This window comes from Nautilia abyssi, from assembly GCF_055388085.1.
In genome coordinates this window covers 314,067-335,218 of record NZ_AP042376.1, presented here as the reverse complement: position 1 = coordinate 335,218, position 21,152 = coordinate 314,067, and the positions used below count along the sequence as shown (strand labels likewise).

At 35.6% G+C, this 21,152-nt stretch carries 25 protein-coding genes; 14 read left to right on the top strand and 11 right to left on the bottom strand.

Annotated features, from left to right (window positions below; genetic code table 11):
- Positions 1 to 250: 250 nt before the first annotated feature.
- The gene (gene trxC, locus ACZ5EP_RS01710; RefSeq protein ID WP_464509180.1) at positions 251 to 691 is read left to right on the top strand and encodes a thioredoxin TrxC; all 441 of its coding nucleotides are present in this window, start codon (positions 251 to 253) and stop codon (positions 689 to 691) included.
- A 48-nt stretch (positions 692 to 739) separates the two neighbouring features.
- Here the strand turns inward: trxC and queA are convergent, their stop codons facing one another.
- The 3 genes from queA to gatC are packed head-to-tail and all read right to left on the bottom strand — an operon-like array spanning position 740 to position 3,161.
- Positions 740 to 1,783: a tRNA preQ1(34) S-adenosylmethionine ribosyltransferase-isomerase QueA gene (gene queA / locus ACZ5EP_RS01705; RefSeq protein ID WP_464509179.1), complete on the bottom strand. Its 1,044-nt coding sequence runs from the start codon at positions 1,781 to 1,783 to the stop codon at positions 740 to 742.
- 18 nt (positions 1,784 to 1,801) lie between these two features.
- Positions 1,802 to 2,869: a type IV pilus twitching motility protein PilT gene (locus ACZ5EP_RS01700; RefSeq protein WP_127680774.1), complete on the bottom strand. Its 1,068-nt coding sequence runs from the start codon at positions 2,867 to 2,869 to the stop codon at positions 1,802 to 1,804.
- A 10-nt stretch (positions 2,870 to 2,879) separates the two neighbouring features.
- The gene (gene gatC, locus ACZ5EP_RS01695) at positions 2,880 to 3,161 is read right to left on the bottom strand and encodes an Asp-tRNA(Asn)/Glu-tRNA(Gln) amidotransferase subunit GatC (protein ID WP_127680776.1); all 282 of its coding nucleotides are present in this window, start codon (positions 3,159 to 3,161) and stop codon (positions 2,880 to 2,882) included.
- A 52-nt stretch (positions 3,162 to 3,213) separates the two neighbouring features.
- On the opposite strand from gatC, the gene hemL reads away from it, so the two are divergent.
- Both hemL and ACZ5EP_RS01685 read left to right on the top strand, forming a co-directional pair.
- Positions 3,214 to 4,476: a glutamate-1-semialdehyde 2,1-aminomutase gene (hemL, locus tag ACZ5EP_RS01690; RefSeq protein WP_464509178.1), complete on the top strand. Its 1,263-nt coding sequence runs from the start codon at positions 3,214 to 3,216 to the stop codon at positions 4,474 to 4,476.
- A complete protein-coding gene (locus ACZ5EP_RS01685; protein WP_127680780.1) occupies positions 4,476 to 4,793 on the top strand; it encodes an AtpZ/AtpI family protein in 318 nt (105 codons plus the stop codon). Before hemL ends, ACZ5EP_RS01685 begins: the two co-directional genes overlap by 1 nt.
- Before the next feature lies 1 nt (position 4,794).
- Here the strand turns inward: ACZ5EP_RS01685 and ACZ5EP_RS01680 are convergent, their stop codons facing one another.
- The 3 genes from ACZ5EP_RS01680 to ACZ5EP_RS01670 are packed head-to-tail and all read right to left on the bottom strand — an operon-like array spanning position 4,795 to position 8,218.
- Entirely contained in the window at positions 4,795 to 6,039 is a 1,245-nt protein-coding gene (locus ACZ5EP_RS01680; protein ID WP_464509177.1) for a type II secretion system F family protein, read from the bottom strand.
- Positions 6,036 to 7,673 carry a GspE/PulE family protein gene (locus tag ACZ5EP_RS01675; RefSeq protein ID WP_464509629.1) on the bottom strand — a complete coding sequence of 546 codons (1,638 nt, stop codon included), beginning with the start codon at positions 7,671 to 7,673 and terminating at the stop codon, positions 6,036 to 6,038. Before ACZ5EP_RS01675 ends, ACZ5EP_RS01680 begins: the two co-directional genes overlap by 4 nt.
- Positions 7,670 to 8,218, bottom strand: coding sequence for a hypothetical protein (locus tag ACZ5EP_RS01670; RefSeq protein WP_464509176.1), 549 nt, complete (start codon positions 8,216 to 8,218; stop codon positions 7,670 to 7,672). The genes ACZ5EP_RS01675 and ACZ5EP_RS01670 overlap by 4 nt, the downstream gene beginning before the upstream one ends.
- 74 nt (positions 8,219 to 8,292) lie before the next feature.
- Here ACZ5EP_RS01670 and ilvC point away from each other — a divergent pair, with 74 nt between their 5' ends.
- The 7 genes from ilvC (at position 8,293) to ruvX (ending at position 12,985) form a co-directional block, all read left to right on the top strand.
- Positions 8,293 to 9,312 (top strand): ketol-acid reductoisomerase, encoded by a 1,020-nt coding sequence (gene ilvC / locus ACZ5EP_RS01665; protein ID WP_127680786.1) that lies wholly within the window; start codon positions 8,293 to 8,295, stop codon positions 9,310 to 9,312.
- 68 nt (positions 9,313 to 9,380) lie between these two features.
- Positions 9,381 to 10,190, top strand: coding sequence for a septum site-determining protein MinD (gene minD, locus ACZ5EP_RS01660; RefSeq protein WP_127680788.1), 810 nt, complete (start codon positions 9,381 to 9,383; stop codon positions 10,188 to 10,190).
- Positions 10,187 to 10,420 (top strand): cell division topological specificity factor MinE, encoded by a 234-nt coding sequence (minE, locus tag ACZ5EP_RS01655; RefSeq protein WP_127680790.1) that lies wholly within the window; start codon positions 10,187 to 10,189, stop codon positions 10,418 to 10,420. Before minD ends, minE begins: the two co-directional genes overlap by 4 nt.
- Positions 10,417 to 11,406, top strand: coding sequence for a divergent polysaccharide deacetylase family protein (locus ACZ5EP_RS01650; RefSeq protein ID WP_464509175.1), 990 nt, complete (start codon positions 10,417 to 10,419; stop codon positions 11,404 to 11,406). The genes minE and ACZ5EP_RS01650 overlap by 4 nt, the downstream gene beginning before the upstream one ends.
- Complete coding sequence (locus ACZ5EP_RS01645) at positions 11,387 to 12,100, top strand: DNA-processing protein DprA (RefSeq protein ID WP_464509174.1); 714 nt, start codon at positions 11,387 to 11,389, stop codon at positions 12,098 to 12,100. Before ACZ5EP_RS01650 ends, ACZ5EP_RS01645 begins: the two co-directional genes overlap by 20 nt.
- 16 nt (positions 12,101 to 12,116) lie before the next feature.
- Entirely contained in the window at positions 12,117 to 12,629 is a 513-nt protein-coding gene (locus ACZ5EP_RS01640) for a DNA-deoxyinosine glycosylase (protein ID WP_464509173.1), read from the top strand.
- Positions 12,602 to 12,985: a Holliday junction resolvase RuvX gene (gene ruvX / locus ACZ5EP_RS01635; protein WP_464509172.1), complete on the top strand. Its 384-nt coding sequence runs from the start codon at positions 12,602 to 12,604 to the stop codon at positions 12,983 to 12,985. Before ACZ5EP_RS01640 ends, ruvX begins: the two co-directional genes overlap by 28 nt.
- On the opposite strand, the gene ACZ5EP_RS01630 is transcribed toward ruvX, so the two are convergent.
- The 5 genes from ACZ5EP_RS01630 to ACZ5EP_RS01610 are packed head-to-tail and all read right to left on the bottom strand — an operon-like array spanning position 12,964 to position 17,335.
- Entirely contained in the window at positions 12,964 to 13,908 is a 945-nt protein-coding gene (locus ACZ5EP_RS01630) for a ketopantoate reductase family protein (RefSeq protein WP_464509171.1), read from the bottom strand. The genes ruvX and ACZ5EP_RS01630 overlap by 22 nt on opposite strands.
- 2 nt (positions 13,909 to 13,910) lie before the next feature.
- Complete coding sequence (gene trmA, locus ACZ5EP_RS01625; RefSeq protein WP_464509170.1) at positions 13,911 to 15,008, bottom strand: tRNA (uridine(54)-C5)-methyltransferase TrmA; 1,098 nt, start codon at positions 15,006 to 15,008, stop codon at positions 13,911 to 13,913.
- A gap of 38 nt (positions 15,009 to 15,046) precedes the next feature.
- Positions 15,047 to 15,775, bottom strand: coding sequence for a flagellar type III secretion system pore protein FliP (fliP, locus tag ACZ5EP_RS01620; RefSeq protein WP_127680801.1), 729 nt, complete (start codon positions 15,773 to 15,775; stop codon positions 15,047 to 15,049).
- Between the two features lie 7 nt (positions 15,776 to 15,782).
- Positions 15,783 to 16,559, bottom strand: a complete 777-nt coding sequence (locus ACZ5EP_RS01615) for an OmpA family protein (RefSeq protein ID WP_464509169.1) — start codon at positions 16,557 to 16,559, stop codon at positions 15,783 to 15,785.
- A gap of 8 nt (positions 16,560 to 16,567) precedes the next feature.
- Positions 16,568 to 17,335: a motility protein A gene (locus ACZ5EP_RS01610; protein WP_127680805.1), complete on the bottom strand. Its 768-nt coding sequence runs from the start codon at positions 17,333 to 17,335 to the stop codon at positions 16,568 to 16,570.
- Between the two features lie 47 nt (positions 17,336 to 17,382).
- Here ACZ5EP_RS01610 and glmU point away from each other — a divergent pair, with 47 nt between their 5' ends.
- From glmU to ACZ5EP_RS01590, 4 genes are read left to right on the top strand one after another with little or no spacing between them, the layout of a single operon-like run.
- Positions 17,383 to 18,666, top strand: a complete 1,284-nt coding sequence (gene glmU, locus ACZ5EP_RS01605) for a bifunctional UDP-N-acetylglucosamine diphosphorylase/glucosamine-1-phosphate N-acetyltransferase GlmU (RefSeq protein WP_464509168.1) — start codon at positions 17,383 to 17,385, stop codon at positions 18,664 to 18,666.
- Positions 18,663 to 19,805, top strand: a complete 1,143-nt coding sequence (gene coaBC, locus ACZ5EP_RS01600) for a bifunctional phosphopantothenoylcysteine decarboxylase/phosphopantothenate--cysteine ligase CoaBC (RefSeq protein ID WP_464509167.1) — start codon at positions 18,663 to 18,665, stop codon at positions 19,803 to 19,805. The genes glmU and coaBC overlap by 4 nt, the downstream gene beginning before the upstream one ends.
- Positions 19,786 to 20,481, top strand: coding sequence for a hypothetical protein (locus ACZ5EP_RS01595; protein ID WP_464509166.1), 696 nt, complete (start codon positions 19,786 to 19,788; stop codon positions 20,479 to 20,481). Before coaBC ends, ACZ5EP_RS01595 begins: the two co-directional genes overlap by 20 nt.
- A 3-nt stretch (positions 20,482 to 20,484) precedes the next feature.
- On the top strand, positions 20,485 to 21,147 hold the full coding sequence (locus tag ACZ5EP_RS01590) for a di-trans,poly-cis-decaprenylcistransferase (RefSeq protein ID WP_464509165.1): 663 nt from the start codon (positions 20,485 to 20,487) through the stop codon (positions 21,145 to 21,147).
- Positions 21,148 to 21,152: the final 5 nt, after the last annotated feature.

The window sequence follows — 21,152 nt, the reverse complement described above, 5'->3', positions numbered from 1 at the left end:
AAAAGTAAACAAATGACAGCGTTGCGAAATTTAGTGAAAATTTTTGCATATAAAAAATTGCACCTACCCGAAGGGCAGCCATAGCTGTTTGCAATTTTTAGCAAAATTTAAACGTTGTTAAGCAAAATAAGCTTTCAGCTGTCATTGTTTAACTTTAAAGTTAAACTTAACAGAATTATACCAAATTTATTTGACAATTGATACGAAAGTTTATATAATAGCGCTAAAGTTTTTTGATAAAGGAGTGAGAATGAGTAATATAGTTATTGCATGTCCACATTGTAAAAGTTTAAATAAATTACCTAAAAAAGACGAATATAAAAAAGCGGTATGCGGAGTATGCAAAGGAAATCTGCTTGAGAATAAAGCCATTTCCGTAGACAGTTACGACGAGTTTCAAAAAATAGTAAACTCTGTAACAGTTCCTGTGATAATTGATTTTTGGGCTGAATGGTGTGGTCCGTGCCAGATGTTTGCACCTATATTTAATAAAGTGGCAGGAAGTTTTCCTCTTCAGGCCCAGTTTATCAAAGTCAACACAGACAAAAACCAGCAGGCAGCCATGCAGTTTGGAATCAGAAGTATTCCTACAATTGTTGCTTTAAAAGACGGAGTGGAAATAGACAGAGCCATGGGTGCATTGGATGAATTTAGTTTTAGTATGTGGGTAGATAAGATAGTTGAAAGTTAAAAATGAAAAGTGAAAAGTGATTTAAACTTTTCACTTTTCATTGTACATTCATATAATGAGCATTGCGTCTCCGTAGCTGTAAAAACGGTATTCGTTTTTTATGGCTTCTTCATATAGCTCAAGAGTTTTTTTTCTTCCTATAAATGCAGCTACGAGCATAATTAGAGTAGATTTTGGCAAATGAAAGTTTGTAAGAAGATGATTTACTCTAATTGGCGGATTCAGAGGGTTTAAAAACAGATCGCACTCGCCTGAGAGTTTACCCGTTCTTGCATAATATTCCACCGTTCTTGTAACGGTCGTTCCGACTGCCACTATCTCTTCACTGCCATCAAGCATCCTTGCGGTATCTTCCGGTATTTCAAAAAATTCACTGTGCATTTTATGCTCTCTAATATCCTCCACATCCACCGGTTTAAACGTACCGGCTCCCACATGCAGGGTCAAATATGATTTTTTATCTATTTTATTTAAAAGCTCGTCTGTAAAATGAAGACTTGCCGTAGGAGCGGCAACCGCTCCAACTTTACGTGCAAATACCGTCTGATATTCTTTTTCGTCTATTTTTTCATCTTCTCTTTTAATATACGGAGGAAGCGGAACATGCCCTATTTCTTCAAGAATTTTTACTAACTGTAAAAAATCAATTTCTTTTTCAGTTTTACATTTTTCACTTTTCACTTTAAACTTCACCACCCTGCTTCCGTCATCAAGCAGTTCAACGACCTCTGCCATAAGTCCCTTATCAAAAAAAAGTTTTGTTCCGACTTTCACTTTCCCTCTTATATATACCAGATAACCGTCTTTATAAGGTCTGTTTAAAAGAAGCTCAACCTTTCCGCCGGTTTCTTTTGTTCCGAAAATTCTGGCTTTTATAACTTTAGTATTATTAAATATAAAATGAGATTCACCCACAAAATCAAGTATATTTCTAAACACGGTATGTGTAATTTTGTCAGTTTTTCTGTTATAAACGAGAAGTTTGGCACTATCCCGGGGAGTTACGGGATATCTGGCTATTAAATTTTCAGGCAGGTTATAATCGTATGAGGATACCAATACATCCTTATTAATCAGTTGATCACTTTTCATTTTTTACTTTTAATTTCATTATACGCCTATAAGTTTTCTAAGCTCTTCCGGTTTAGTAGTATAAGCCATAGCTGTTTCTTTATCTATAATGTGGCGTCTTACATATTCAGCAAGAACCTGGTTCATAGTCTGCATTCCGGTAGCACCCTGATTAAGCTGCATTTGCGAATAAATCTGAGGAATTTTATTTTCACGGATAAGGTTTGCAATTGCCGGGTTGTTAATCATGATTTCATGAGCGGCAATTCTTCCTCCTCCTATCTTCGGAAGCAAACTTTGTGAAATTACTGCAAGTATAGCCATTGAAAGCTGTGTTCTTATCTGATCTTGTTCGTTTGCAGGGAATACGTTTACAATTCTATTGATTGTCTGAACGGCAGAGTTTGTATGCAATGTAGCAAACACAAGGTGTCCTGTTTCAGCTGCAGTAATTGCTGCGCCGATAGTTTCTTTATCTCTCATCTCCCCGATTAAGATTACATCCGGGTCTTCCCTAAGTGAAGCTCTAAGAGCATTTAAAAACGCTTTCGTGTCTCTTCCGACTTCTCTTTGGGAAATAAGTGATTTTTTATGTTCATGCACAAACTCGATAGGATCTTCAATTGTAATAATGTGTTTTGCAAATGTTTCGTTAATTTCATTAATCATTGCCGCTAAGGTCGTTGATTTACCGCTTCCTGTTGGACCTGTTACAAGAATAAGTCCTTTTTCCCTTCTTACTATTCTTTTGAAAATTGCAGGAGCGTGTAATTCGTCTAAAGTAAAAGGCTTTTCAGGAATAATCCTGTATGCTGCCGCTAAATTTTCTCTTTCAAAATAGTAATTAGCCCTGAATCTTGCAACTTTAGGAATTTCAAAAGAAAAGTCAAGTTCTAACTGGTCTTCAAGTGCAGCTTTTTGTTTTTCTGTTAGAACAGAATAACAAAGTTCAATTACATCTTCTTTATCGAGTTTAGGAAGATTAAGAGGTGTTAGTTTTCCGTCAATCCTAAGCATCGGCTCCGCATTTACATTTAAATGCAGATCCGAAGCTTTATAATCTTTAATACTTTTTAAAAGCTGTTCTAGGGAGTATGTAAGTGCCATAATTTTTACCTTATTCAATTATTTTAGGAACAATAAAGAAACCATCCTTCGCTTTTGGCGCATGTTCTAATATTTCATCAATAACATCATTTTTTACAGGTTCGTCTTCTCTCAAATAGGTCGGGTTATTTAATGTTGAAAAAGTAGCGTCTATTTCGTCTGTATCAAGCTCGTTTAACATTTCTACAAACTCAACTATTTCAGCCAGATCTTTCGCCATTGCCGTTTTGTCTTCTATTTCCACCATTGAAAGTGTTTCAAGTCTCTTAACCAAACTTTCGTCTATTTTCATAAGCAACCTTTTTTTGTATAATTTTAGCAAATATTAAATAAAAAGGATAGAGATGAGTGTTTTTGAAGAAGCTAAGAAATATATCGTAGGAGGAGTCAATTCTCCCGTTAGAGCATTTAAAAGCGTAGGCGGCGAGCCTCCTTTTATTGAAAAAGGAGAAGGCGCATATATATTTGACATTAATGGTAACAGATATCTTGATTACATTCAAAGCTGGGGACCGTTAATTTTCGGTCACTGCGATAAAGATATAGAAGGTGCTATATGTAATGCCGTAAGTAAAGGCGTAAGTTTCGGAGCACCTACAACGGTTGAAGTGGAACTTGCGAAAGAAGTTCTTGATCTTTTCCCTCATTTGGATTTAATCAGATTCGTAAACAGCGGAACGGAAGCTACAATGAGCGCAATCAGGGTTGCTAGAGGAGTTAGCGGTAAAGACGATATTATCAAATTTGAAGGCTGTTATCACGGACACAGCGATTCGCTTTTAGTAAGTGCCGGTAGCGGCGCGGCAACATTCGGAACACCGTCAAGTCCCGGAGTTCCGGCTGATTTTACAAAACACACGCTTCTTGCAAAATACAACGACATTGAAAGTGTAAAAAAATGTTTCGAAAACGGTGACGTCGGATGTGTTATTATAGAACCTATTGCAGGAAATATGAGTTTGGTTCCGGCTGAAAAAGAGTTTTTGGCAGAACTTAGAGAACTTTGTACTAAAAACGGCGCGGTACTTATTTTTGACGAAGTAATGAGCGGTTTTAGAGCAGGTCTCAGAGGAAGTTACGATGTATACGGTATAGAAGCGGATATTGTAACATTCGGCAAAGTTATAGGAGGAGGAATGCCTGTAGGGGCATTCGCAGGCAAAAGAGAAATAATGGAGCAGTTAAGCCCTGAAGGTCCGATATATCAAGCCGGAACACTCAGCGGAAATCCAGTAGCCATGAATGCGGGTCTTGCGATGCTTAAAAAACTCAAATCAAATCCTGATCTTTATAAAGACCTTGAAGCCAAAGCCAAAAAATTAATGAACGGCTTTGAAGAAATTTCAAAAGAAAACGGTATAGACATTCAGACAAACGTTGTAGGAAGCATGTTTGGGTTTTTCTTTAACTCAAAAAAACCTAAAAACTTTGACGACGTGAATGAGAGCGATACAAAAAGATATGCAAAATTTCATTCCGAAATGTTAAAAAGAGGTTTTTACTTTGCTCCTAGCGCATATGAAACCGGTTTTATATGCACAGTTATGAGAGATTCTGATATAGAAGCAACACTAAATGCATATAAAGAAATCGCACCGAGCCTGTAATGAATGACAAACAACATAAAAAAGGAAAATTCGGTAAAACCGTAGAGGGGGCAGAAAAGCTTTCTCTTGGTATTTCCATTGTCGTAGCAATATTAATGGGAATAGGCATTGGAATATTATTAAAAAAATGGACAGGCTATACCTGGACTTTATGGCTTGGAGTTTTTTGGGGCGTTGCCGCAGCAATAATGAATATAAAAATAGAATACAATAAATTAAAAAAAGATTTAGATAAAGTTGCTAAAGATCCTAAATATAAAAATTATAAAATGAATACAAAAGATGAAGAAGAACTCTTAGAAGAGTTTGAAAAATAAACTAAATATTTTTGGCGGCGTTTGCCAAATCCCACATAGGTAGGAATATTCCAAGAGCAATCCAAAGTACCAATGCACCTATTACCGTTAACATAATCGGTTCAATTGCAGCCTGCATATTATCAATAATATCCTGGAATCTGTCTTCATAATATCCGGCTGCGCTCTCGAGCATTGTATCAAGCTCCCCTGATTCTTCACCTGCACTGATCATTCTTAAAGCAACAAAGTTAACTAAATCCTGCTCTGCAACCATTTCAGCAAAGCTTCTACCCTGATTAATTCCTTTAATAATTTCTTGAATTTTTCTTTTTATTACCTCATTTGCAATAATACCTTCACTGATTTTTAAAGCGTCCACAAGAGGAATACCACTTTTCAAAAGTGATGCCATAGTCATTAAAAATCTGTGTAAAGATGAATATAAAATAATCTTGTTAATTAAATATGTTTTTAATAATAATTTATCTACTTTATATTTGAAATCTAAAGAAATTTTATAAAAGAAATTAACAGCTACAATGATTATAATCAATACACTTAAAACTACAAATCCGTAATTAGATAAAATATCTTCGGTTTTTAAAAGCATAATAGTCGGAAGCGGCAGCTGAGCATGCAGCTGATCAAACATAGATTTAAATTTCGGCACAACAACCAAAATCAAAAACGTGAATGCTGCAGCAATGGCAAACAGCGTAATAACCGGATAACGCAATGCTTTTACCATTTTTCTTCTGTTTTCATACATGTTTTCATAAATCTGTGCAAGACTTTCAAGCGCCATAACCAAATCCCCGGTCTGTTCACCCAGTCTTACCATTGCAAGAGAAATACCACCTAAGTACTCTTCATATTCCGCAAATACGTCTGATAAAGATTTACCGCTGTCAATCGCTTCCGCAGCTTTTAAAAACACTTCTTTAATTAAAGCGTCTTTTGTATTGTTCGCAATATCTTCCAACGCGTCTTTAAGAGATATACCTGCTTTTATCAATACGGACAGCTGTCTGATGGAGGAGATATACGACGGATAATTAAGTTTTTTTCTTAAAATTTTGGATTTAAAAATATCTTTTGCAACCTTAATTTTTTCTTCCAAAGGCATAGGTATTTCTTCTATTTTTACAAGAAGACCTTTATTTATTTTTTTACCGTCAATTATCGCTTCAGCTTTGTTAAGAGATTTTAAAATCACTTCCTGCTGATTTCCTTTATATAAAAATGTTATTTTATAGTATCTCATAGCTTAGCCACCCTATATACTTCTTCTAATGTAGTAACACCTTTCAAAGCCTTTAATAATCCGTCATAAAACATTGTTTTATAATCCTTTCCTCTGAGATAATGTAAAAGTTCTAGTTTTTCTTTTTTCTTTGATATCATCGATTCAAGATTTTCATCGTTTAAAAACACTTCTGTTATTAACGTTCTTCCCGCATATCCTGTCATATTGCACTTTTCACACCCTTTTCCTCTGTAAAAAACGGAATCTTTAGGCAAAATATTTTTTATAGGTTCAAGATATACATCGGCAGGTTTATACGTTGTTTTACAGTGTGGACAAATAGTTTTTACAAGCCTTTGAGCTTCTATTCCGATTAATGCTGTTGCAACCAAAAACGAATCGGCTCCCATATCTATCATTCTGTTAACGGCGCTGACAGCGTCGTTTGTATGCAGTGTTGATAATACTAAATGCCCTGTCATTGCCGCTTTAATTGCAATTTCAAGTGTTTCAAGGTCCCTAATCTCCCCAATCATTATAATATCAGGGTCCTGTCTTAGGATACTTCTTAAAGCTCCGGCAAACGTCAAACCTACTTTAGGATTTACCTGCACCTGTTGAATACCTTTTAATTTATATTCCACAGGATCTTCAACAGTAATTATTTTTTTATCGGTACTGTTTATTTCATTTAACGCAGCATATAATGTAGTAGATTTACCGCTTCCTGTAGGACCGGTAACGAGGAAAATACCGTTAGGCTGCGACAATGCTTTTTTAAGCAAACTTAAATTTTTATCACTTATACCTATCTCATCTATTCTTTTTAAAATACTTCTTTTATCGAGTATCCTTATAACAATGCTTTCACCCCATATAGTCGGAAGCGTTGACACCCTGAAGTCAAATTTGTTTTTACCGAACTGCATTGAAAAAGAACCGTCCTGAGGTTTTCTTTTTTCACTTACATCAAGACCGGCTAAAAGTTTAATTCTGGAATTAATTGCATAAAATATCTCTTCGTCAAAATCCAAAAATTCATATAAAGTACCGAATATTCTGATTCTAACTTCAGCTTCACCTTCTTCCGCTTCTATATGAATATCACTGGCGTTTCTTTCTATTGCGCTTACTATAATATATTTAATGAGCCTCATTATAGCGGACTCGTCGCCTTTTATTTCCTGCCCTTTAAGCTCTTTTTTTATATCATTTAAAATTTCTCTTACTTTTTCCCTGTCTTCTACTTTTTTAATAACTTTTCTGATATCGTCCCTAAATCCTAAAACTATTTCAAGATTTTTATCATGGAAAAATCTTTTTATAAGAGCCTGTGCGTTCCAGTCAAGAGGGTCAGCCATTGCGACAACAACTTTATCGTATTTAACTTCAACGGGAACGGACATGGTCTGTTTTAATATGTTAACAGGTATCTTAATATCCCTAAGCCTTACATGCTCCAAATCGTCAATATATCTTATACCCATCTGTTTAGAAACATGCTCAAGATAGTCTTTTTTGGAAATAAATCCGAGTTCAAATAAAATATCTACAAATTTTTTAGCGGGATGTTTTTGCTGATACTCCAGCGCCTTTTTATACTGTTCTTCAGAGATTATTTTTTCTTTTAACCATTTTTCTTCAGCTTTCACCAATAATACTCCCTATTTTTAAGTTCGCCGTTATAAATCGTATCTATTACAACATTATTATTATGACTTATCCATACTTTATATACAGTATTTTTACTGACGTTAATTTCCAGAGTGTTCTTTTCCCTTTTAAAAGAGCCGTTTTCTATCAGACCGAATGCTTTTCCTAAACTGTTATCCGTAATTTTAGGAAGTTTTATATTGCCTATTTTTAAATCATCGTCAATTATCTGCATAATCAGTTTTTTCATTAAAAAAAGTGTAACAATATATGTAGCGTTTTTACGCCCTTCTTTAGTAACTTTCAATACTTTAGCCAAATCAAGGGCCGGTGTAAGATATCTTTTTTTCAAGCAGGCATATGCTACCAGCGAAAGAAGATCTTCCCTTTTATTATTGTATTTATTGATAAAAATCCATCTTTTATCACATATATATGAATAATATTTGTTATTAAAGAGCTGCAGCAAAGACATATTTTTAAGATCATTTTGAGATGCAAATAATGACGCTAAAAAAAGTATAAGTATTATTATTTTTCTCATTAACCATCTCCTTTATTAAAACAATCAATTATATCAAATTATTTGCTATAATTCCAAAAAAAAGGAGATTTAGTATGTCACTAAATATGTATTATGACAAAGATTGTGATTTAAATATAATCAAAAGCAAAAAAGTTGCAATGATAGGATTCGGAAGCCAGGGGCACGCTCACGCACTTAACCTAAGAGACAGCGGCGTTGACGTAGTAGTAGGTCTTAGAAAAGGAAGCAAATCTTGGGAAAAAGCTGAAGCTCAAGGGTTTAAAGTACTTCCTGTTGATGAAGCAGTAAAAGAAGCTGACGTTGTAATGATTCTTCTTCCTGATGAAATTCAAGCGGATATTTACTACTCTCAAATCGAACCGAATCTTAAAAAAGGCGCAACAATCGCATTCGGTCACGGATTCAATATCCATTTCGGTCAAATTAAACCAAGAGAAGACTTAAGCGTAATTATGGTAGCTCCAAAAGCTCCGGGTCACACTGTTAGAAGCGAATTCGTAAGAGGCGGCGGTATTCCTGATCTTATCGCTGTATATCAAGGCGGTGAAGAAGCTAAAAAACTGGCTCTATCTTACGCAAGCGCAATCGGCGGAGGAAGAACAGGAATTATTGAAACAACTTTCAAAGACGAAACTGAAACTGACCTTTTCGGTGAGCAGGCAGTTCTATGCGGCGGTGTAACTGCTCTTATCAATGCTGGTTTCGAAACACTTACAGAAGCTGGATACGCTCCTGAAATGGCATATTTCGAATGTCTTCACGAACTTAAACTAATCGTTGATTTATTATATGAAGGCGGTATGGCAAACATGAGATATTCAATCTCAAATACTGCTGAATACGGTGACTACGTAAGCGGGCCTAGAGTAATCGGTGAAGAAAGCAAAAAAGCAATGAAAGAAATTCTTAAAGAAATCCAAAACGGTAAATTCGCTAAAGACTTCATTCTTGAAAGAAAAGCGGGTTATGTAAGAATGAACGCTGAAAGACAGCTTACAGAAAACAGCCTTCTTGAACAGACAGGTAAAAAACTAAGAGAAATGATGCCTTGGATTACTAAAAACAAAATAGTAGACCCTACTAAAAACTAATTTCTCTCCCTTTTGGGACTTACAAAGTTTATAAAGTAGATTTTGTAAGTTACAAAAAAGGAGAAAATTTGGCACAGGTTATTACTATTACAAGCGGAAAAGGCGGAGTCGGAAAATCGACAACCACTGCGAATATCGCAACGGCGTTGGCAAAACTCGGCAAAAAAGTCGTAGCGGTCGATTTCGATATCGGACTTAGAAACCTGGATATGATTTTAGGACTTGAAAACAGAATTGTCTATGATGTGGTAGACGTAATGGAAGGAAACTGCAATCTTGCACAAGCTGTTATTAAAGACAAGAGAACACAAAATCTACACTTCCTTCCGGCAAGTCAGACAAAAGACAAAAATGTCCTAAATAAAGAAAAAGTCGAAAAACTGATTGAAGAGCTTAAAAAAGATTTTGATTACATTTTGGTAGATTCCCCTGCCGGGATTGAAAGCGGATTTGAACATTCTATTTATCTTGCTGACAGGGCACTTATAGTTACGACTCCTGAAATTTCTTCGGTAAGGGACGCAGACAGGGTTATAGGTATAATAGACGCAAAAAGCAAAAAAGCCCAGGAAGGCGAAGAAGTTCAAAAACATATAATCGTAAACAGAATAAAACCCGAACTTGTGGAAAAAGGAGAAATGCTTTCAATTGACGACGTGCTTCATATACTCGCACTTCCTCTTATAGGTGTCGTTCCTGATGACGAAGATATTGTAAAATCGACTAACCTGGGTGAACCTATCGCACTTAATGAAAAATCAATCGTCGGAGAAGCTTTCAGAAGAATTGCAAAAAGAATTGAGGGAGAAGAAGTCGAATTTTTAGATTTAAAAACTAAAAAAGGATTTTTAGGCAAATTAAAAGGACTTTTCAAATGAGTTTTTTTGACATATTCAAAAAGAAAAAATCAAAAGACGTAGCAAAAGACAGACTTATGATGATGCTTGCTTATGAAAGAGCAAATACCAAAATCGACAATCTTGATGAAATGAAAAAAGATTTAATCAATGTCGTTAAAAAATACCTTAACGTAAAAGATGTCCACATTAAATCAAACTCAAACCAGGACATAGAAACTCTGGAAGTGGAAATAATCCTTAACAAATGAAAAAAACTCATAGAAAAAAGAAAAAGACTTCAAAAAAGTCTTCTTTTAATCTTAAATACATAATTTATTTTCTGATACTAATTATTTTTTCACTAAGCGCTTTTATAGTCGGAATAGTATATACCCAGAAAAATTACGAAAAAGAGCTAAAAAAAACACAAAACAGCATAAAAATTCTTCAGGAAAAAATAAAACAGCTAAAATCACAGACAAAAATAAAAAAAGAAAACGCATCTGCTTCAGTTCCGTCAGAAATAATGGACTATAAAAAAGCCCACAATACGACGGTAATACTTCCTCCTAAAGAAACAGTTCAGCCCGTTATTCCTGTTTCGAACAAGCCCAAACTTGTAATAATAATTGACGATGTTTCGTTTAAAGGCCAGGTTAATAAAATCAAAGCGATACCTTTTCATGTTACGCCTTCGTTTTTTCCTCCCACAAACAGACATCCGAATACGGCAATTTACGCTAAAGAATTTTCCCATTATATGATTCATCTTCCTTTAGAAGCGATACACTTCAACAAACCGGAACCTAAAACTCTAAATATAAACGATTCTTACGCAACTATTTTAAACAGAATAAAAGAAGTCAAAAAAGACTTTCCAAAAGCAAAATTCATAAATAATCATACAGGCAGCACGTTTACCGCTAACAAAGAAGCGATGCTAAAACTCTTCAGGGCTTTAAAAACTGAGCATTTGGGATTTGTCGATTCGAAAACAACACCGTATTCAAAATCTCAAATTGCGGACAAAACCTACCGTATACCATTATATTCGAGAAATATATTTTTGGACAATGAAGAAAATCCTGAATATATACGCAACCAGCTTAAAAAAGCTATAAGAATCGCAAAAAAAAGAGGTTACGCCATAGCAATAGGACATCCTCATTCCGTAACCCTGCAGACACTTAAAAATTCAACGGATTTACTTAAAAACATAGACGTGGTATATATTGATGAACTTGCCAAAAAATAAAATAGAATATTCGGGTTTTGAACTGTACTACAAAGGCAATATTGAACTTTTAAACAAACCTAAAGTCGCAATAGTCGGAAGCAGAAGAGCCGGCAGATATTCAAAAGAGACAGTAAAACTATTAGCAAGAAAACTTTCAAAAATATACACTGTTGTAAGCGGTGGCGCTTTGGGAATTGACAAAGCGGCACATGAAGGAGCGTATCCCAATACGATATTCGTTTCACCCTCTTCACTTGATATAATTTATCCCAAATCAAACAGGGAACTTATTAAAAACATTTATGAAAACGGCCTTGCGATAAGCGAATACGAAAAAAACTTTTCTCCTTTTAAACATACTTTTTTACAAAGAAACAGAATTATTGTAAAAATAAGCGATTTTGTCATAATTGCGGAAGCGGAACTCAAAAGCGGAAGTATGAGAAGTTTCGAATGGGCTCAGAAATATAATAAAAAAATATATGTTTTACCGCAGCGCTTAAACGAAAGCTCCGGCACAAGATATCTTGCAAAAAAAGGTTTTGCCGAAGTAATATGGGATTTGGACGATTTTTGTAAAAGTCTGGGAATTGATGAAAAGTCAGACATTTTATCATTAAACGAAGCTCTGAACAGGTTCGGAAACAAAATTTATGAAATGGAACTTAACGGTGAAATAGAAATAAAAAACGGAAAAGTTTATTTTAACTGAAAACGGAGAATGAAGAATGGAGAATGAAAAATTAATTCATCCTTTTAAACCTGTTGTTTTTGAAGACAGTGAAATATTGATACTAGGAACGTTTCCGTCTATCAAATCATTTGAAAACAATTTCTACTATTCTCATCCTAGAAACCAGTTTTGGGATATACTGTCTATTATATTTAATGATAAAAAACCTGAAAACATCCGAGAAAAAATCGAAATTTTAAAAAAACACAAAATAGCCCTTTGGGACGCAGTATGCGAATGTGTGAGAAAAGAGGGAAACTCAAGGGATGATAATCTGGAAATAATCAAACCGTGTAATATTGAAAACTTACTAAAAACATATACGAATATACAAAAAGTTGCGGTAACTTCAAGAACTGCGGAAAACGTAATAAAAAAACATTTTAAAAATTCTCTATTCTCAATTCTCAATTCTCCATTATACCTGCCAAGTCCCAGTCCGTTAAACGCAAGATTAAAACCAGATCAAAAGGCTGAAATATGGAAAAAATTATTGGAATTGACGTAGGATTAAAACGTATAGGAGTGGCGTTTTCAAACGGAAGCGTTGTTGTGCCCCTGCCTGCTGTCATAAGAAAAAACAGAAATCAGGCGGCAAAAGAAGTTATGGATAAAATAAACGAATATAAAGCCGATGTGCTGGTAGTTGGACTGCCAATGACAAACGAAGAGATGCAAAGAAGAATAAAACACTTCGTTTCGCTTTTGGATTTTAACGGCAGTACCGTTTTTATTGATGAAAGTTATACAAGTGCGGAAGTGGAAGAAGAAATTAAAGGTGTTATAAAACATAAAAAAGACGGCAGGATAGACTCTCTCGTGGCAAAAAAACTTATAGAAAACTATTTAGCCAAAAAATCGTAATATTTTTTAATAAAATCGCTTTTTTCGGCAAGAAAACCGGTAAGATTGTCTACTTCCGTTTTGTTACCTTTTTCATAATCGATCTGCATGCTCATTTTGCTTTCATACGGTATATTCAGCGCCTGATTGATAACTTTTTCTTTTTCAGAACTTAAATCTATACCGTAACTCTTTGCTATATTTATTACTTCATCCAAAAATTTTTCTACCTCTTCACGCTTATTTTCCATAATCCAGCCGGTAGGTTTGTCATAATAACTTTGAAGTGTCGCGAACGTTGAAATAAAGAGATATTTTTTCCATATGTCTTTATCGATACTGTCTGAAAATTTGATTTTCAAATCGCATTTTTCAAAAACTTTTTTCAATATCTCATCATTCTCAAGACACATATAAAAAAGCGGTGTTTTTTTATAAATAACGTTAACGTCTTTTTTATTCGAAAGAATATAAATACAGGCCTTTACAATCTTAGCCCCGATATTTTTAAATTTTTCAAAATGCCCTATTCCGTTTAATATAGGAACTATTCTGGTGTTTTTATGATAATGGCCTTCTATTTCATTTATAACCTCATCAAGACTGTATGATTTAGCCGTAATAAAAATAATATCGTAAATCCCGTCGATGCCGACACTCGGGTAAACGGTATCTTCTTTATCGACATCTATTATTTTAAGTCCTTCTTTTTTGACTTTTTCGTTTGTTTTTTCAGTAGCGTATACATTGATATCATATCCGCACTTTATCAGTTTATACGCCAAATATCCTCCGACTCCGCCCAGTCCCACGACAAGTATTTTCATACGTTTCCTTTTATCCAGAATTTTTCCGGCAATAACGGCACCGAGTGCAAGTGAAAGAAAAAGACCTATTAAAAACAGTTCCCCTATTAAATCTTTAAAATCTATCAAATTTGCCATAATTATCTTTTTTGCAAAATAACGCCGCATTCGGCATGGTTTGTATACGGAAACTGGTCAAAAAAGGCAAAAGCTTTTATTTCTCTGCCTTTTGAGAGTGTCTGCAAATCTCTTTTAAGGGTTTCAGGATTGCATGAAATATATATAATATTGTCAAATTCGTTTACAAATTCCCTGGATTTATCATCAAGCCCGGCACGGGGAGGGTCTATTAAAACGTTTTTTAAATCATATTTGGTGATTAAAGGCGATTTGTCTTTATACAGTTTTGAAAATTCAGCCGCACTCATAGCAAGAAAAGTTATATTCCCTCTTCCGTTAATTTCCGCATTATAAGTTGCCGCTTCAATTGATTCTTTACTGATTTCAGTGGCTATTACCCTGTTAAACCTCTCACTAAGCGGAATGGTAAAATTTCCGTTACCGCAGTAAAGTTCAACCAAATCGCCTCTTAAGTCTTCCGAGTTTCTCATTGCCCACTCTATCATTTTCTGATTCATCTGCCGGTTAGGCTGTGAAAAAGTGTTTTCGATTATTTTATATTTGTAAATTTTTGAATTGATATTAAGCTCTTCAATTAAATAGTTTTTATCAAAAACATACTTTCTTCCTTTTTTCCTGACTATGAAATCTATATTTTTAAACTTGTCTTTAAGCTTCTGTATATCCTCCGCTATGGTTTCATCAACTTTTCTGTGATAAATAAGCGTTACGATAAGCTCGCCTTTGGAGTTGCTTAAAAAATCTATTTCATAAAGTTTAAATCTTAAATTGTCATTTTTTTCTATTTCATTTAAAAGAGGCGTCATCACCTCGTAAATGGCCTTATCGACTATTTTACACTCTTCTATCGGAATTACACCTCTTCCGTCTTCTTTTCTTTTTCTCATAGCGTAATAGCTCTTATCACCCTCGTGCCACACCCTGAATTCGGCTCTGGCCCTGAAATGTTCGTCGCTTCCGTGCACTACTTCAAGTTCGGGCATATCAAATTCACTGAAAAGCTCTTTTAACTGTCCGCTTTTCATTTTTAACTGTTCTTCATAAGGCATTTGCCAAAGTACACAGCTTCCGCATTTTCCAAAACTGCTGCAGTTCATTTTACTCCTTTATTAAATTTCAATTTTTTATGAACACTCTAATGGAAGCTCTTGACAAGCCCCAGCACTATAAGATTCCAGCCGTCCACCAATATAAATACCAGTATTTTAAAAGGCAGCGATATCATTACAGGCGGCAGCATCATCATACCCAAACTCATTAAAATGGAACTTACCACCATATCTATAATCAAAAACGGCAAAAATATCAAAAACCCTATTTCAAACGCCGTTTTCAGTTCGCTTATCATAAAAGCCGGAACAAGAATAGTCAAAGGCACGTCATTTACCGTTTTAGGATTTGGAAGATGTCTTATTCTGAAAAAAAGAGCCAAATCTTTTTCACGGGTATTTTTAATCATAAACGTTTTAAAAGGCTTGATACTCCGTTCAAAAGCCTGTTCATAGCCGATTTTCTTTTCAGTATAAGGTTTTATTCCGTTATTGTAAGCCTGTTTTGCGTAAGGTTCCATAATAAAAAACGTCAATACCAAAGCCAGAGAAACCAATAAGGTTGTAGGCGGCGACTGAGGAGTCCCCAATGCCTGACGCAAAAAACCGAATACTACTAGAAGCCTCACAAAAGAGGTCATAACAAGTATAATACTCGGAGCCAACACCAGTAAAGTTAAAAGAATGGTAATATTCAAAACGCTTACCAGCTGTTTAGGAGTTTCCGGTGCCGTCAGAGACAAATTAACGGTTGGAATCTGCGGCGCAGCCGCAAATATCAATATAGGAATCAGTAAAAAGAATAGTTTTTTCATGCCGTTCCTATTTTTTAACTTTGTCTAATACGGATTTTTCAATTTTACTTTGATTTTGTTTTTTCTTCGAGAAGAACCATATTTCCACCCGTCTGTTTTTAGCCCTTCCCTGCGGTGTCGCATTAGCAGCTATAGGATGATATTCCCCGTATGCGGCGGCACTCAACTGTTTCGGATTTACACCGTCTTTGATTAATATTTTAAGAACGCTTAAAGCTCTGGCCGCACTCAGCTCCCAGTTGTCCGCATAAGGAGACGTTGGGGGAGGAGGAACGTTGTCGGTAAAACCTTTTACCTGAATTTCGATGTTTTTAGGCAGATATTCTTTGATGATAAGCGCGATTCTTTTCAAAAACAGAAGACTGTCCTCATTTGTAATCTGCGCGCTTCCGGGTTTAAACGTAATATCTGCAGGAAGTCTTATGAAAAAGCCTTCTTCTCCCTCTTCAAGAGTGATAGCCGGCCCTTTGCCTCCCGCTGTAAACTGTTTAAATTCAGCAATAGCCTGTGAAAGTTTATTTACGGTCTGAGCAGTTTCCTCGTTTCTTTCAATAGGAGTAGCCTGCTGAATTCTGTTTCTGCTGATTTCTGTCTGTGTTCCGCCTTCTAATACGCTCAATGCCCCGGCTAAAGAACCTATAGCTTCTTTAACTTTTTTGGCATCCATCGTAGACATTGAGAGAAGCAAAACGAAGAAACATAAAAGAAGACTCATCAAGTCCCCGAACGTAGCAAGCCATTCGGGCATACACTCAGGACATTCGCACTTACATTTTTTAGCCATAAATTTTCCTATTCAAATTGTGACTTTCTCTGTGCCGGCGGCAGGAAGCTTAACAGTTTTGCTTCCAGCGTTCTTGGATTGTCTCCGGCCTGAATCGACATAATTCCTTCAATTATCATTGTTTTAGCAAGTATTTCGTCATCATTTCTAAGTCCGAGTTTATTGGCTATAGGTCCTCCGAAAATATTCCCGATCATCGCACCGTATAACGTTGTCAATAACGCAACCGCCATCGCCGGACCGATCGCAGAAGGATCCGACATGTTAAGAAGCATCGCAACAAGACCGACCAGGGTACCGATCATCCCCATCGCACCGGCAAGACCTGCCCAGCTGTTAAAAATCGATGCCATCTTTTTATGTCTGGCATCCATCTGTTCAAGATCAATTTCCAAAAGTTCTCTGATCGTATCGGGTTCGTTTCCGTCTACGGCCATTGAAAGACCCTTTTTCAGAAACTCATCCTCTTCGTTAGCGGCGGCCTGCTCAAGTGAAAGTATACCGTCGCGTCTTGCCTGTGTGGCGTAATCAACAAGTTTTTTAATCAATTCTTCGTAATTTGGCTGATAGCTTGGTTTGATGGCAATCATAAAAACTTTTGCAAACTTGGTCATCATTTCCATTTTGTTTGCAATAAAAAGCGTCATAATTGACCCAAGCACAACGATTAACACCGACTGACCGTCGATATATGGACCTATACCCACCCCCATTGCCATTGCGGCAATAATTAAACCGAGCGCTCCTACTAGCCCGATAACACTTGCTAAATCCATTAAAATAGCCTTTTTTGCTATAATTATAACAAAAAAAGGAAATTTGTATGCTTCAAATTATTATTTTAGCCGCAGGTAAAGGAACGCGTATGAAATCCCCCACTGCAAAGGTGCTTCATAAGCTATGCGGCAAAAGTATGATTGAATACATTATAGAAGAAAGTTTAAAACTTACAGATAAAATAGACATTATATTAAACCACCAGTTTGACAAAGTAAGCGAGACCGTAAACGCATATCCGGTAAATATTATAAAACAGGACCTTGAAAATTTTCCCGGAACGGGCGGAGCGGTTAAAGAAGTGCCGCTCAGCGCAGATAAGGTTTTGGTATTAAACGGCGACATGCCTCTAATTAAAGCCGAAGAGCTAAAAAAATTCGAAGAAATTGACGCGGATATCGTCATGAGCGTAATGAAACTGGATAATCCCGACGGTTACGGAAGAGTAGTAATAAAAGAAGGAAAAGTTCAAAAAATCGTCGAACAAAAAGACGCAAACGAAGAAGAGCTCAAAATTCCTTATGTGAATGCGGGAGTATATCTGTTTAAAAAAGCGGTTTTAGAAAAATATCTGCCAAAACTTTCAAACAACAATAAACAAAAAGAGTATTATCTAACCGACATAATCGAAATGGCTTCAAAAGACGCCCTTACAATAAAAGCAGTCGAAGTTAATGAAGAAAACTTCAAAGGCGTAAATTCGAAAAAAGACCTTGCCCACGCGGAAGAGATAATGTGCAGGAGAATAAAAAACTTCTGGATGCAGAACGGGGTAATAATGCATCTGCCGGATACAATTTATATAGACGCTTATTCAAGTTTTGAGGGAGAGTGTGAGGTAGGAAACGGATGTGTAATTAAAAAAAGCGTAATAATCGAAAGCGAAATCAGACCTTTAAGCGTAATAGAAGAAGCGGTTATAAAAAAAAGCGGCGTAGGACCGATGGCGAGAATCAGGCCTAAAAGCGAACTCACAGACACACATATAGGAAATTTCGTAGAAGTTAAAGCTTCTAAATTAAAAGGTATAAAAGCCGGCCATTTAAGCTATCTCGGAGACAGTGAAATAGATGAAGGTACGAATATAGGAGCCGGAACAATCACGTGCAATTATGACGGTAAAGCCAAATACAAAACGAAAATCGGCAAAAACGTATTTGTCGGAAGCGATACACAGCTTATAGCTCCTGTAACAATTGAAGACGATGTAATGATTGCTGCGGGCAGCACGGTAAACAAAGACATAAAAAAAGGCTCTCTTGCAATCAGCAGAGCCCCTCTTAAAATAATTAAAAACTTCTACTACAAGTTTTTCGGGAGACAGAAGTGAATATTCTTATCGGAGTAACCGGCAGCATAGCTATTTATAAAACATGCGAGCTTATAAGACTCTTTGTGAAAAACGGCGACAGTGTCAGGGTGGTTATGTCACAGGCGGCCGCAAAATTTATATCACCCCTTACATTCGAAACCTTAACGAGACAAAAAGTTTTAATAGAACAAAACGAAGACTGGTCAAGCGAAATGAATCATATTGATTATGCAAAATGGGCCGACATTTATATAATAGCGCCCGCAACTGCAAATACAGTAAACAAAGCAGCAAACGGTATAGCGGACAATCTGCTGTTACAGACTTATCTGGCATGTACGGCACCGGTGCTTTTCGCTCCTTCCGCCAATACAAATATGTATAATCATCCAACAACCCAGGAAAGTTTCAAAAAGCTAAATATAATTGAAGCAAATGCGGGACTTCTTGCGTGCGGCGACGAAGGAATAGGCAAAATGGCCGAGCCGGAAGAGATATTTTTAAGAGCACTCAGGGAATTAAACAAAGACGAATTTTGGCAAAATAAAAAAGTAACCGTAACAGCAGGCGGAAGTATAGAAAAAATTGACGATGTAAGGTTTATAAGCAATTTTTCAAGCGGTAAAATGGGAGAAGCTTTGGCTAAAGCCTTTTATATAAAAGGAGCCGACGTAACGCTTATCTCAAGTAAAGAACATAATATCACCAAAGAAATAAAACAGATAAAAGTTCAAAGCGCAGAGGATTATTACAGGGAAATATTAAATTCCGATCCCGACTATTTAATTATGGCTGCCGCAATTTCAGATTTTAAACCTTCATACACTTCCGGCAAACTTAAAAAAGAGCAAATAGGTGAAAAAATGATTTTGGAAATGAACAAGAATATCGATATTCTTGAAAGTCTGAAAGATCAAAAATTCAAAAAAATAGGTTTTAAAGCGGAACGAGACGAACAAAATGCAGTCAAATACGCAAAAAACTCTTTAAAAAAGAAAAATCTTGACGCCATTTGCCTGAATCTTCTTACAAAAAACGATTTCGGAAGCGATGAAAACGAAATAATTTTCATCACCAATAATTCGGAAACTGTTTTTACGCAGGACACTAAAGAAAACATAGCTTTGAAGATAGCCGATGCCGTTAAACATATCTAAACTCGGCAAAATTCTCAAAGCTGTAAACAGACTCGAAGAAATTAAAGAGTTTAATGCAACTCTACCTGTAAAAATAGAAGTAAAAAAACAGATCAATCCCATAAGATATCTTATTAAACTCGGAAACAGAGAAATCGAAACAAAAAGCTCCATTCCCCTGCTTATCGGAAAAAAATATTTCGCCGAAATAAAAGAAAACAAAAACAGACTGCAGATAAGCAATTTAAAAGAACTGCCCCGTCTGCTTGAAATGATGGAAAAACTGGAAATAAAAAACACAAACGAAGAAAACAGCTCACTGCATGCATTCGGAAAACAGGAAATTTTACAGCATTTGTCAAATTCCGTGTCAAAATTTGAATTTATATTTTATACCAACATGTTAATGGCTTACGAACAGAAAATCCACCATTTAATAATCAACGAGAAAAAAAAAGCCCTAATGCAGTATAAATACTCAAAAAACAAGGTAAAATTTTATGCAATATTCAATCATTTAGGGGAACTCGAAGGTGAGATAACAGAAAACTCGTTAACGGTTTATTCACCTTATAATGCTACACTGCAGTTAATAAATTTATATAAAGACGAGCTTTCTTTGGAACTGTTTTTATACAAAAAAGAAGTGTCGCCTTTATATAATTTTTCTGAAAACTTATTAAATTTAAAGGTTTAATATATGCATATAGCTATCATTATGGACGGAAACGGGAGATGGGCGAAAAATAGAGGTTTAAAAAGAATAGAAGGACATAAAAAAGGTGCCGAAACGGTCAGAAAAATCACCGAATACTGTGCACAGAATGACGAAATATCCTATTTAACGCTATACGCTTTTTCTACTGAAAACTGGAAAAGACCCAAAATGGAAGTAGAATTTTTAATGAAACTTCTGGAAAATTATCTGGAAAAAGAGCTTGAAACATATATTAAAAACGATATCAGATTTGAAACAATAGGCGATATTTCAAAATTTTCCGACAAACTGAAAAAAAGAATCGAACTCACAAAAGAAAAAACGAAAAACAATAAAAAACTTACGCAAATTTTGGCGTTAAACTACGGAAGCAAAAACGAAATAACAAGAGCCGTTAAAAAATTAATAGACAAAAACGAAGAAATTACAGAAGAAAACATACAAAACAATCTGGACATAAGCAGAGACGTGGATCTTTTAATAAGAACAAGCGGAGAGATCAGACTTAGCAATTTTCTGTTATGGCAGTGCGCTTACGCCGAAATGTTTTTTACAAATACTCTTTGGCCGGATTTTACACCCGAAGAACTTGATAAAATTATAAAATCGTTTCACCTGAGAGAAAGAAGATTCGGCGGAATATAAAACTG

Excerpts from the sequence above, each read along its gene's own strand:
- trxC (WP_464509180.1), top strand. The coding sequence starts at position 251 with ATGAGTAATATAGTTATTGCATGTCCACATTGTAAAAGTTTAAATAAA.
- queA (WP_464509179.1), bottom strand. The coding sequence starts at position 1,783 with ATGAAAAGTGATCAACTGATTAATAAGGATGTATTGGTATCCTCATAC.
- ACZ5EP_RS01700 (WP_127680774.1), bottom strand. The coding sequence starts at position 2,869 with ATGGCACTTACATACTCCCTAGAACAGCTTTTAAAAAGTATTAAAGAT.
- gatC (WP_127680776.1), bottom strand. The coding sequence starts at position 3,161 with ATGAAAATAGACGAAAGTTTGGTTAAGAGACTTGAAACACTTTCAATG.
- hemL (WP_464509178.1), top strand. The coding sequence starts at position 3,214 with ATGAGTGTTTTTGAAGAAGCTAAGAAATATATCGTAGGAGGAGTCAAT.
- ACZ5EP_RS01685 (WP_127680780.1), top strand. The coding sequence starts at position 4,476 with ATGAATGACAAACAACATAAAAAAGGAAAATTCGGTAAAACCGTAGAG.
- ACZ5EP_RS01680 (WP_464509177.1), bottom strand. The coding sequence starts at position 6,039 with ATGAGATACTATAAAATAACATTTTTATATAAAGGAAATCAGCAGGAA.
- ACZ5EP_RS01670 (WP_464509176.1), bottom strand. The coding sequence starts at position 8,218 with ATGAGAAAAATAATAATACTTATACTTTTTTTAGCGTCATTATTTGCA.
- ilvC (WP_127680786.1), top strand. The coding sequence starts at position 8,293 with ATGTCACTAAATATGTATTATGACAAAGATTGTGATTTAAATATAATC.
- minE (WP_127680790.1), top strand. The coding sequence starts at position 10,187 with ATGAGTTTTTTTGACATATTCAAAAAGAAAAAATCAAAAGACGTAGCA.
- ACZ5EP_RS01650 (WP_464509175.1), top strand. The coding sequence starts at position 10,417 with ATGAAAAAAACTCATAGAAAAAAGAAAAAGACTTCAAAAAAGTCTTCT.
- ACZ5EP_RS01645 (WP_464509174.1), top strand. The coding sequence starts at position 11,387 with ATGAACTTGCCAAAAAATAAAATAGAATATTCGGGTTTTGAACTGTAC.
- ACZ5EP_RS01640 (WP_464509173.1), top strand. The coding sequence starts at position 12,117 with ATGGAGAATGAAAAATTAATTCATCCTTTTAAACCTGTTGTTTTTGAA.
- ruvX (WP_464509172.1), top strand. The coding sequence starts at position 12,602 with ATGGAAAAAATTATTGGAATTGACGTAGGATTAAAACGTATAGGAGTG.
- ACZ5EP_RS01630 (WP_464509171.1), bottom strand. The coding sequence starts at position 13,908 with ATGGCAAATTTGATAGATTTTAAAGATTTAATAGGGGAACTGTTTTTA.
- trmA (WP_464509170.1), bottom strand. The coding sequence starts at position 15,008 with ATGAACTGCAGCAGTTTTGGAAAATGCGGAAGCTGTGTACTTTGGCAA.
- fliP (WP_127680801.1), bottom strand. The coding sequence starts at position 15,775 with ATGAAAAAACTATTCTTTTTACTGATTCCTATATTGATATTTGCGGCT.
- ACZ5EP_RS01615 (WP_464509169.1), bottom strand. The coding sequence starts at position 16,559 with ATGGCTAAAAAATGTAAGTGCGAATGTCCTGAGTGTATGCCCGAATGG.
- ACZ5EP_RS01610 (WP_127680805.1), bottom strand. The coding sequence starts at position 17,335 with ATGGATTTAGCAAGTGTTATCGGGCTAGTAGGAGCGCTCGGTTTAATT.
- glmU (WP_464509168.1), top strand. The coding sequence starts at position 17,383 with ATGCTTCAAATTATTATTTTAGCCGCAGGTAAAGGAACGCGTATGAAA.
- ACZ5EP_RS01595 (WP_464509166.1), top strand. The coding sequence starts at position 19,786 with ATGCCGTTAAACATATCTAAACTCGGCAAAATTCTCAAAGCTGTAAAC.
- ACZ5EP_RS01590 (WP_464509165.1), top strand. The coding sequence starts at position 20,485 with ATGCATATAGCTATCATTATGGACGGAAACGGGAGATGGGCGAAAAAT.